At 33.8% G+C, this 11,230-nt stretch carries 13 protein-coding genes; 8 read left to right on the forward strand and 5 right to left on the reverse strand.

What is annotated here, in order from left to right; genetic code table 11:
* Positions 1-205 precede the first annotated feature (205 nt).
* Positions 206-520: a hypothetical protein gene (locus AC3DU7_RS13225; protein ID WP_488039804.1), complete on the reverse strand. Its 315-nt coding sequence runs from the start codon at positions 518-520 to the stop codon at positions 206-208.
* The gene (locus AC3DU7_RS13230; protein WP_488039805.1) at positions 517-930 is read right to left on the reverse strand and encodes a helix-turn-helix domain-containing protein; all 414 of its coding nucleotides are present in this window, start codon (positions 928-930) and stop codon (positions 517-519) included. Before AC3DU7_RS13230 ends, AC3DU7_RS13225 begins: the two co-directional genes overlap by 4 nt.
* A gap of 141 nt (positions 931-1,071) precedes the next feature.
* Here AC3DU7_RS13230 and AC3DU7_RS13235 point away from each other — a divergent pair, with 141 nt between their 5' ends.
* The 7 genes from AC3DU7_RS13235 to AC3DU7_RS13265 all read left to right on the forward strand — a co-directional run bounded on the left by AC3DU7_RS13235 (position 1,072) and on the right by AC3DU7_RS13265 (position 8,973).
* Positions 1,072-1,326: a hypothetical protein gene (locus AC3DU7_RS13235; RefSeq protein WP_488039806.1), complete on the forward strand. Its 255-nt coding sequence runs from the start codon at positions 1,072-1,074 to the stop codon at positions 1,324-1,326.
* Positions 1,327-1,339: 13 nt separating this feature from the next.
* A complete protein-coding gene (locus AC3DU7_RS13240; protein ID WP_488039807.1) occupies positions 1,340-2,509 on the forward strand; it encodes a hypothetical protein in 1,170 nt (389 codons plus the stop codon).
* Between the two features lie 106 nt (positions 2,510-2,615).
* Entirely contained in the window at positions 2,616-3,065 is a 450-nt protein-coding gene (locus AC3DU7_RS13245; protein WP_488039808.1) for a hypothetical protein, read from the forward strand.
* 74 nt (positions 3,066-3,139) lie between these two features.
* Positions 3,140-5,473 carry a DEAD/DEAH box helicase family protein gene (locus AC3DU7_RS13250; RefSeq protein WP_488039809.1) on the forward strand — a complete coding sequence of 778 codons (2,334 nt, stop codon included), beginning with the start codon at positions 3,140-3,142 and terminating at the stop codon, positions 5,471-5,473.
* A gap of 9 nt (positions 5,474-5,482) precedes the next feature.
* Complete coding sequence (locus AC3DU7_RS13255; RefSeq protein WP_488039810.1) at positions 5,483-6,364, forward strand: DNA-primase RepB domain-containing protein; 882 nt, start codon at positions 5,483-5,485, stop codon at positions 6,362-6,364.
* Between the two features lie 385 nt (positions 6,365-6,749).
* Positions 6,750-7,148 (forward strand): hypothetical protein, encoded by a 399-nt coding sequence (locus AC3DU7_RS13260; protein WP_488039811.1) that lies wholly within the window; start codon positions 6,750-6,752, stop codon positions 7,146-7,148.
* 496 nt (positions 7,149-7,644) lie between these two features.
* A complete protein-coding gene (locus tag AC3DU7_RS13265; RefSeq protein WP_488039812.1) occupies positions 7,645-8,973 on the forward strand; it encodes a tyrosine-type recombinase/integrase in 1,329 nt (442 codons plus the stop codon).
* A gap of 16 nt (positions 8,974-8,989) precedes the next feature.
* Here AC3DU7_RS13265 and AC3DU7_RS13270 read toward each other — a convergent pair whose 3' ends face one another.
* Positions 8,990-9,436: a terminase gpP N-terminus-related DNA-binding protein gene (locus AC3DU7_RS13270; protein WP_488039813.1), complete on the reverse strand. Its 447-nt coding sequence runs from the start codon at positions 9,434-9,436 to the stop codon at positions 8,990-8,992.
* 154 nt (positions 9,437-9,590) lie between these two features.
* Positions 9,591-9,767: a hypothetical protein gene (locus AC3DU7_RS13275; protein ID WP_488039814.1), complete on the reverse strand. Its 177-nt coding sequence runs from the start codon at positions 9,765-9,767 to the stop codon at positions 9,591-9,593.
* A 130-nt stretch (positions 9,768-9,897) separates the two neighbouring features.
* Here AC3DU7_RS13275 and AC3DU7_RS13280 point away from each other — a divergent pair, with 130 nt between their 5' ends.
* Positions 9,898-10,209 (forward strand): hypothetical protein, encoded by a 312-nt coding sequence (locus tag AC3DU7_RS13280; protein ID WP_488039815.1) that lies wholly within the window; start codon positions 9,898-9,900, stop codon positions 10,207-10,209.
* Between the two features lie 9 nt (positions 10,210-10,218).
* Here the strand turns inward: AC3DU7_RS13280 and AC3DU7_RS13285 are convergent, their stop codons facing one another.
* On the reverse strand, positions 10,219-10,659 hold the full coding sequence (locus tag AC3DU7_RS13285; protein ID WP_488039816.1) for a terminase gpP N-terminus-related DNA-binding protein: 441 nt from the start codon (positions 10,657-10,659) through the stop codon (positions 10,219-10,221).
* Positions 10,660-11,230: the final 571 nt, after the last annotated feature.

An 11,230-nucleotide genomic window follows, 5' to 3' on the forward strand; every position in this document is an offset into this window, starting at 1 on the left:
TCCTAAACAAAATGAAATATGAGTTTTATCTAAGCGATAGAACCCTAGAAGGAATCATCTTCAGCACCAAAGAACGAGAACAACATGGCATTAGCTTAGGGGACGAGTAACTAGAACCTCAATCATCCGCAACCAAATAATATTTGTTCCAGGTGTACAAAATTCGCGATTTTAGAGCTGATAAAACGAAATAATATTCTGCTTTTTAGTCTTCTAATTGAAAATCCTTGATAATATCATTAGAATGTGGTTTCAAGATGATTTTTTCCTTTGGGACTAACTCTTTTTCTGATACCTCAGACAAAATACCATCCATAGACTTCGAAGTCGTGATCACATTGTAGAACTTCTTTTTGCCATCATCCATGATAAAGATAATGACCTTTCTAGGAGCTTGTGTTGTGGTTGGCTCTGAATTAGCATGGGTTGTGGCTTTTTGGTTTATCCAGTTTGGATTGTTCCACAACATGAAACCAATAATTAGTAGGGTTACAAGGAAGATTTCTTTTGGGGTTTTCACTGGTCAAGCTGTTTGGGGTTTTCTTGTTTGTCCTCAATCAATATCGTGTTGTTGGTTTCATTCGTTAGTCCATTTTTTAGCATATCTTCAATTTTGTCTAGTTTTTCCAACTTGTCGAGTTTTTTGTCTATTTTTCTCAAAAATTCATCGTCTATTGCATACTTTGGCTTGTCGTTTTCGCTTTGCTCTACACTGTCAATACCTAATAAGTCCATAATTTTTAGAAGCATTGGATATTGTAGCGTATTGTTTCCTAGCTCAATATTCCTGTAATTTTGAGATGTCATTCCTAGCATTTTTGCGAATTTGTTTTGAGAAAGGTTCTTCTTTTGCCTTGCGTCTTTGATGATATTTCTCACCCTTTCTAGCTTCTTTTCAATTTGCTCTCCGTATTTGCTTTCGTTTTCCATTGTTTAAAAAAAAGATAAGTAATTATTACAATTTTTGTAATAATTATTTTATAATTGTAAATGATACTTATGTACTTGTAATTATTATTTATCAAATATACGAAAAAGTACCCTTTGGCATAGCCAAAAAACAGGATTATTATGAACGAAAAAGATAAACTAGAAGCCTTGACAGTTCAAATGGATGGGCTTATTGATACAATAGTTTCACCATTCGCAGATAATACGATAGAAGACTTAACTGAAACTAGGACTAACATTAAAGATATACCTGATCATTTTAGATATGTCAAACTTACTGCCTATTCTCTTTTTTTTGTTGCTTCACTTTTGGAGGAATACTATGAGAGAACAGGGGTCAATGAATTATTGAGGGAACAAAATTTTACATCATAAAACTGAAATTGTCATGAAAGAACAAGTATCACAATTACTGGAACAAAAAAATAATGTGGAAGCCATTGAACGGGCATCCAGTCGTTTTGACTTCAAGCCCTACCATTTGAAGTATAGAGGCTTAAAAAATCTAAGCAAGGTATCATCTTACTTATTGCCAATTATCAGTATTGGTACAGGTGCATTTTGGTTGGGTGGGGTCATGCAAAATATTGTACCCCTCCTACCCCTCGCAATTGTGCTGGGTGCTTTGTTGGTTATTGGTTTAGAATACCTAAAAAACTATGCTTTGGGCGTAGGATTGACAGATAGTTATAATGGTATTCGTGGTGGTTTATTAATGGTATTTTTGGGCATTTTATTTGCCTTTGGTAGTGGTTTTATTTCTCTCAAAGGGATTGAGAACTTAAACAATACCTTAGATAAGTCTGTAAGCAATTTGCAAGCCTCCCACGAGGTAAAAAAGGACAGTTTGGTACTTTATTATGATAATCAAATAAAGTCTACTCAGAACGAGCTTAAAGACTTCAAAGCTTCTGTTTCCTATCAGGGCAAAATCAATATTTATAATCCTACCACAGCTAAAAAGCTAGAATCATTGGATACCCGTTTGAATGATTTGAATACTGATAAGAGAAAGGCTCTTGCAACCCTCACAGGCTCGCAGACTGAACAAGTAAATATCTTGAATGCTTCCAACGGTTTTAATCTATATACGGTGTTGGTAATTATACTCATTATTGAGTTGGCTATTTTGATTTCAAACTGGTACATGGTGTACTATGACTATCGTATCAAGAAGGAATCCCATAACTTACAAGACATAGCAGTAGAACCCACCTTTACAGTAAATCAATTTTGGCAAATGTGGAACGGGGGGCATCAAGCATTACCGCAAACCAGTGGTCAATATTTAAATTCAGGTACTTCCAATCATTCAGGAATGATGCCTCAAAACCCAATAGGTTTTCAAACAGGGGTTGCCCCACAAAATCAAGAAACGCAAAGAGATTTTAAAGAAAATTCGCCAAGTATTGCAGATAAAATAAAAGCATTGGAAAAGGACTTAAAACAAGGAATATTGGATACACGAACCCTTTGCAAAAAACACAAAGTGAATGTCATTCAAGTGTCAGAGGCTAAGAAAAGGTTAGGAATCAAATCTAAGAAGGAATATGTGTAGCTATCAAAGAAAAAAAATGAAGAAATTTCAAGTTTATGAGGCTATTCGCTTATAATAGCCTTATAAGACAAATACAGAAGATTTGAGCAACTTTATCTATTTTCTAATGGTGAATACCCAAAAAAGGCAAAGATTCAAATTTAAAAGCTTTAAACACCTTTTCGGGAATGTTGAGACAGGGCAAAAATGTATGATTCGTTTTGTAAGTGAAAGAAAAAAATGCTTGTTCAAAAACTTAGCAATTGTTTGTAAATTAAGCAGATATTTTTCGCTATATTTGGAGAATCTATTGAATATGAAAGGTCATATTCCACAAAATATTGAAATAAGAAAGGCTTCAAGAAGACAAAGCATCAAGAAGCCAAACAAACAGTTTAATGGTAAAATCTTTAGAAGTTCAGGGAGGTTCGCAATTCTCAGAACAGCACAAAGATATACTTTTTCCATTAAAACAACCGAAAATGTTCGTATTTTTTTATATAAAAAAGAACATTTAACGACTGTTTACTTTAGACAAATGTACAAAAAATTCCAACTTTGTACAATCAAAAACTAGCCAAACAGTCAAAAAAGCAATAAAAACTGGATTTCTTGATGCGTGTCTTCTTGGAGTAATTAAAAACTACAAAAATGAGAAGATTAAGAGAGGGCGAGGAAAAAGCCACAAACAGCAAGAACGAACAACCTAAAGCAAAACAACTTAGCCTATTTGAGCAATGCAAGGAAGCTATTACAATCATTGGCAACCTTATCAAATCAAAATCAGAATTGAGAAGAACTAAGATTTCAAATCCAGATATTTTCAAGTTCTTCGCCAAAAGCAATTACAGTGATTTTTTAGAGATAGCAGGTTATGATCAGTATATTACTGATGCTCAAAAGCAAAATCCTGATTTATTTCATGCAGTAGATTTTTTCAAAAGATTGGCAATAATTGCCAATACAGGGGCAGGTAAATCAACAGCCATTGAAAGCATAGCCAAGCACCTCAACAGACAGGCTTTTATCGCTGTTCCCACACAAGACATTTGCAATTCCTTCAAAGGTGATGTAATCCGTGTGATGGCAGGGGTGAAGAAAAGGGATATAGAACGAGAACTTATAGAGAACCCAAATAAGCCCATTGTTTTTGTTTACGATTCTTTATTCAAGGTCACAACGTTTTTCGAGGCTGAATCATCCGCCCTATTCATAGATGAGCTTCATACACTCAACAGTTTGTTTTATAGAAACAAAGCAACTGAAGCCCTGCAACAATTTCAAAAGACAGTCCCTTACTGCATAGGCTTGACAGGTACAGCCCCCCAAAAGGAGATACTATCAAATGTTTTCAGAATGAAGCCCGTCAAGGTATCAACAAGAAGGGATAAAGTAGTTGATTTATTTGAGGTAACAGGGGAGGGAACAAGCCTACAAAAGGCACTGCACATCATCCAAAATGAGAGAAAAGAGGGACAAAAAATAGTCGTCCGAAATGAGGAAAAGGATGAAAATAAAGCAATCCAAATCTATTGTAAAAATCATCTAGGATTGAATGTCAAATTATATGATAATGACAATTTAGACATCTTGGAAGATGAAGGATTTAAATATTGGAATAAGACAGGGTTTTTGCCAGAAGATTGGGACGGGGTTATTTGTACCGCCAAACTAGCTGAAGGAAAAGACATCAAGGGCAATATTTTAAGCATCCACGTGAATTGTGTTGATCCTTGTGATGAATGGCAGTTTGAGGAAAGAGGTAGGAACAATTACCAAAGACATTATTCAATAAGAACCCTGAAGGAATCCCATAAAGAGGTCAATGAATACTGGATGTTTAGAGCTGAATTTGAAAAAACCTTGGAGCTAAGGAAGCCACTAGAAAGAGAGTCTCGCTTACTTCAAAAACTCAAAGAATCTCCTCACATCAACGCTGTAAAAGTTGATGAAATTGGCAAGGAAGCAAGGGCAAAATTTCGCATTGAATCATTATACCTCACTGATGATTTAGAGATAAATGATACGGCAATTCTTCAAAGTGTGAGGTCTCACAAAAACAAGCTTCAAGGCTCAGAAAGCTACTACAAAGAACTTTGTTCTTATGCTGAAAATGTTAACTATCAAAAATTAAATGTAACTGTTAATGAAGATTCAAAAGATGGGCTAAAAAAAATCTTATCAACCATTGCTGAAGAAAAAAAACAAGGAATAGAGACCATCAACGAGTCGCTGGATAGGGATTTCAAGAATACTTTTGAAGACTATTATCAATGCACCAAACAAAAGCAAACCAAAATTGATTTAAGAAAGGCTTTTGGGTTTTCAGACATCAACCAAAAATTAGGCACATCCACAATAACCAAAGAGTTCAAAGAGATTTGGCAAAGGCAATCAAGGCAAGTAAGTTCAATCCTTGACACGATTCTATTTTTAATAAAATATCTTGGCTTGGAAAAAAAACAAGAGGTTTTAGCCTTCATTAGGTCTCAATCAGTAGCAAAAATAAGGATATATAAAGAACGTGCTGAATTGTTTGCACTAAGGGAGCTTTATTGTCTTGGTCTAGCACCTGTAAAAAAAGCGCAAGAGTTTGAAAGGAATTATTCTCAAATGGATTCTTTGCTACAACTGTTTGAGGACAAGGGCAATGCTTTTACCATACAAGAAGTAACGAATTTTATTAATGATCCCATTTATCATAACAGTAGAAAACTGGATAATAAACAGGCAAGACACTTACTAGATGTTTTCTTTTATGATTGCGTTTCATACGACCGAACATCAAAGAAATTCTTGTTTGATGAATCCAAATTTGACTATGAAAATCCCTTTGGAAACATCAAATACGAGGAAAATATACGGACATTCATCCAGAAAAATACAAGGAATAATGTACCCAAGACAAAGGCAAGAAAAGCCCCTCAAGACACTTTAAATACTGATTTTAGACCTTTCAGGAAAAACTTCCATCCCTTAATATAAAATTATAATATGTATACTAATAAAAAGGCACTATGGGGGTTTCCCAAAGAACAAAAAAAAAGCATGAGACCTAAACAACAAATCAATAGTTTTCTATCCGTATTTGATGATTCTATAAGGTTTAAAATAGCAATCATAAAAAGTAAAGGGGATGCAAGAGATTTGAGACCACGAACGCAAATTGTCAGCAAGGAAGGGTTGCTTAATATGATTCCTTATTTGAAGTTCAAGAACTATGAAGGATACAATATCTTTTATTGTCCAATAGGTTGGCAATATGTTTTGATAGATGATTTGGATACAAAAGAGAAGCTCGAAAAATGTGCCTCCCTAAGACCAATGCTTTTAGTGGAAACTAGCCCAAAAAATTATCAAGCTTTTTTGCATCTCAGAACCTCCCCCATTAACAGGGAACATGCCTTACAGATTTGCAGGAAAGTAGCAAACTTAGCAGGAGGTGATCCAGGAGCTGCCAAGCCTGATCAACCTGCAAGAATGCCAACTTTTACCAACCGAAAAATCGAGCATTACAGAAAAGGTGAAAATGGTGGTTATCCTTATGCCAAGCTAAAGAAGTTTGAAAAGCGGTTTAGTAACTATTGGTCGGATTATGAGAAACCAGAATTAACAGCGTCTAGCAGTTCTTTGGTTATACCCCATAGTGCCTTTGTAGACCCTTTCAAAGTTCAAGAGGTGAAAAATAGGGTAGATGCTCAATACTCAGACCTAAGCATAAGAGATTTTCATTTTATCATTGGTCTAAAACATCTCGGATTTTCCATTGAGCAATCAGAACAAGAACTTAGTGACTTACTGTTTTCAGAGAATCGTTTGCAAATGAAGTCAAGGGATTACATACCCTTAACAGTCTCCAAAGTTTATTCACGATAATCAAATTCCAAATAATCTTTTGCCAATTTTTTCAAATCTTCCAATTTCCAGAAAAATAAAGGAGGGTTTTGCTAGGCTCTCCCACTGATGGAACGCCATGACCTTAAAATTTTGAGACCTTCACCAAAGATTATTTTGTTTTCGTTTCCTCTTATTTTGGACATTTCATTTTTCTTTACTGGTAGATGATTTTTAAAAGCTATTTAATGTCTTTTAAATATTTACTTTCATAATCTATCATTCCTAAAAATTACATAAGGTCACAAATATAAATTTTTGACATATTATGTAATTTATATTACCTACTTTTTGCCTTCTAAGTTATGTTATTATTATCAATTACATAGTAATAACATATATTTGTATTCACCATATTTTTAGAACCATGTTTTTTTGGAATAAGAGCAAAAACGAGAGCTTGAATGTTTCTCCTAACTCTGAAAATATTGAAAGCTATTTTCAACAATATTTTGAGATAATGGACGGGGTAGGGGAGGCTAAGAAACAAGCTGAATTAATAAAAGACAAAATCAAAGAGTATTGCAATAACTCAGATTCTTGGAAAGGAAATACTTCTACTTTTGGAGCTTTCAAGATTCGGAAGGTTAGGGCTAGGAAGTATTCATATCCATCCGATATTTTACAAAATATTAGCAAGGAATTCATCAAGACTGTTCTTGATGAAAAGAAACTTTTAGAGTCTTTGGAAAGCAATGACAAGAAATTAGAAGGACTAGACATCAAAATTAACTTTAGCGAAACCCTTCGCATTGAGAAGTCATAAGATGTTTTCTAAATCCTTCCAACTATTTTTTAAATTTTTCCCGATAATTTCTCTTTTATTCCTTATTTATTCTCTATTTCTCCACTCTCTTTTTCTCGTAATCTTTCCTTTGAGCCTGTATAGGTTGTTTTTATAGAATTTTGTTTGCCTTTTTCGTTGATGCCTCTTTTGGTAAGAGTACTTGGGCAATTTTTTAAAAATTTTTAATAAAAATAAAAGCTATGTAAAATCAAATTTCAGTCGCAAAAATGATTGCCAAAACTGGACTGTTCACATCCTTGCAACTTCCTGTAAATCAAAAACTTAAATTCTGTTTTATTCCAAAAACTGGACAAAAAATGTAGGTATGTAATTTTCATATTTGCATAAGGCAATATGTCTACATAAATTCTCACAAAAGAATATTTTTGACCTTATGTAATTTTTTCTCACATAATGGCAACAATTATGTATTTGTGACCGTTATGTAAATAACAAATCTAAGTTTTTCGCAGATATGAAAGAGAGCATTGTTATTATTGAGAAATCAGGACTAGTTAAAAAAAATAGCAGTGATATAGTTACCAAGCAACAGGTTGTAAGTGCTTTCCAGAGAGAAAATTATAAACCAAAAATGTATGTTAGCGTTCTAAGAAGATTTTTGGACTACTTGATTGATGAATCCGATCCCATTAATCAAATATCTGTTAATACGTTTCTTAACCATTTACAGGAAAACCAAAACATCAAAAGGGTTAATTCCTACAAAACACCTTTGAACAAGCTAATCAAGGAAGTTGCACCCAAAGCAGGCTTTATAGGTAAATTTGTTATTGATAGTGTTATTCCAAATGTTGAGTACGAGGAGGGAAGTATTGACGAGATGTTTGAGTACTTTTTGAATGATGATAAATTTGGTGTCAAGGGTGAAAGGACAAAAATTGAGTATAGAAAAGCCTTCAGAGAGTATTTATTGTTTGCTGAAAAATCTACGGTTGAAATTGATGTAAATGAATTAAACAAAGTTGGTTTGTTCTCTCATCGGATTGTTTCCAGTTATAGAAACCATTTAATAGACGTACCTAGAAAGAGAAAGAAGGGAGCGACCACAGCTAAAAAGTTAACTGCCTTTGGAGTCAATCATTTGATAGCACCTTTAAAGAGTTTTGCAGTCTATCTACTGGAACATATTGAGGATTTCATTAAAGATGATCGCATTGATTATCTTAGGTGGGTGGAGCGTGATTTGAGGAAGATAGAACGCATCAAAGGGCGTAAGATAAACAATGCCGAATATCATAAGGATAGTTTGACACATGAAGAAGTTTTGAGAGTCCTAGATGCTTGTAAGAATCCAAAGGAAAAGTTTATTGTTGCTTTGATGTACTATGCAGGTTTGCGAACGGCTGAGGTGATTAATCTAAGGATTGAGGACTTCAATTTCAAGGGAAATACGCTTACTGTTGTGGATGGAAAGGGATTAAAAACAGCAACCATTGATATAGAATTTTGTAAGGAATCATTGCAGGAACATTTTAAGAATTATTTAAGGTTTGTCAAGATGAACGAATCAGACAGGGAGAAACCTTTGTTTCAAATGAAAAGTACCTCTAGTATCAGAAAGTTTGTAAATAACCTTTTGATTGAGCTTGAATTGAAGCATAAAAAGAAGCCTGTTACTTGTCACTCTTTCAGACACTCCATTGCACAAGAATTAAGGCTTAGAGGGGTGGATACTGAAACTATCAGGATATTTCTAAGACACTCGGATTCGAAGAGTACCAAAGTCTACATACAGAAAATAGAGACCGAACATTTGCAGAAGATACCAGCAAACATTATTTAGTTATTTTAACACTAGATTAATCTATCTCATCTTTCCCAAAAAGACGTTTGCATTCGTTTTTTACAAACTTTTGATGTTGCTCAATAAACATTGATATTTGATCTCTTTCTAGGTCTTGCTCTGATATATATTTGACATATCTTTTTGCATAAAAAAATAAAACGTCAACTTTTGGATTTTTTCGGGTCATTCTTTCAGTTGCAAGAGCAAGTTTATTCACTTCGTCTGGGTTAAAATCCTCCTCTGATGTTATTCTCTCAATCCTTTTTGTAAGATTGGCAGCTATGATCATTTGTCGTTCGGCAATATCCCCAAGTTTTATTTTTTGCTCTTTCCACTCTCCCTCATTTATCCAATTATAAATCGTACTTTTCCCCTTTGGGACGAACTCCAATATATCATCTACGCTAAACCCCTCTAAAAACAGTGTTTTTGCTATGCTCTTTAAATCTTTGTCGTTCATTGGTACCAAATTATCAAAAAATAAATAAAGTTCAAATATGGGCGATTGCGAGCTTTTTTGTTACAATTAGTATAATTATTAATGTTTACTTTCTTGCAACAACCCTAAAAATCCTTGCAAGGGACTTGAAAGCTTCTTGCAAGGATTTTTGAGGTTATTTTGCTTTTGTCCAGTTTTTATATTTACTATTCTTAAATATGAATTGCATTCCGTCAATTCTGACACCTTCAAAGATTCCTTTTTCAATCAAAGAATACACATATCTTGCTGTTACCCCTTTTTCTTGAACCACAGTACCAACTTTTATTAAATCTTCAGTTTCTACTTTCATAATATTATTGTTTATAGTACAAAGCTATGTATAAAAAACTATGAATAAAAATTAGAATAATTTGAAAATTAAAACATAGTACATAACTTTGTACTAATAACTACGTACAATATACTAAACGAGATACAAAATGAATAAATCACAGACATTGGCAACAGTAAATAAGAAGGCACACATATTAAAGTCTAAATTCAATATTACTTGGAGACTTGCTATCAAATGGGCTTGGAAGGAGGTAAAAGGGGGTTATTCAGCAATTGTAAAGCTCTCATTTGTTAAGAAGTCTACTGGTGAATTTCGTGAAGCAGTTGCTACACAATTACGATTAAAAGAGTCTAAAAACGGGTCTTTGAGTATTCAGTTTTGGAGTGTAAAGGATAATGGATTTCGCAAGGCTATCAATGAAAATATCCTAAGTATAGAGCCTTATTTCTCACTATAAATTATTTTACTAACTGCCCATTCCTTTCGCCTTCCACTTCAAAAATTCTTGATAGTAATTTGCTATCATTCTCAAATCCTCTTTGGGTGTTTCTGCTTTTTGGAGGTATTTGATATACTCCTTGCCAATGCTTACAGTTGCTTCAATGGATTTTTCCTTTGACATTAATCTACTGATGGACAGGGTTATTTTGCTTATTTCATCCCCCTTCAAATCATTCTCATTCTCTACATCTGAAAGCTTCTCTAAATTATCCGTTAGGTTTTCCAAAATTTCTAATTGTTTCTCAGTGATGGTTTTTTCACTTTCCTTGTCTTCTTTCCATCCTCCTTCCTTTATCCACGCATGAAAAGTACTTTTGCTTTTGGGCATCACTTGTGAAATATCGTCTACACCAAAACCATTCAGATACAAAACTTTCACCATCTCTTTTAAATTTTCCTCTTTCATCTCTCTAAGTATTCAGTTTATTGCAAATTTATAAATGATATTGCTAATATTTTGTACATTTGCCTACAAGATTAACATAAAATGTCACTCATAGCGGTTGTGAACTTTATTTTAATCTGACTTTGGAAAGATGCCTTTTGTTTGCCATACATCAGAGGTGTTTTTATAAAAGCGTTCTTATTTGATAGGAACGCTTTTTTTTGTACTATTTCCCTTTTCACTTAAATCCCCATGGGGGTTCACCAACACAGGAGCTGGGCGAGCTCGTCTCCCTTCAGACAAACAAAAAATATCCATACTCGCTGGAAATGCACTTTTTGAAATTTTAGCGAAAATTAGCTCAAAAATAGCCTTTTGTACTATTCTAAGATTTAGAATTTTCGTATCTTTGGGTACTCCAAGAATAAAACAAAGGAAGGAAAGAAATGAGAAGCAAGGATTTAGTTTTATTGAGAAACCGTGCTATCCTGTTAAGATTTAAAGCACTCAAAAAAGAGCATCAACACAATAGGTTCATCCTAAACAAAATGAAATATGAGTTTTATCTAAGCGATAGAACCCTAGAAGGAAT

It is taken from the genome of Okeania sp. (assembly GCF_983059655.1).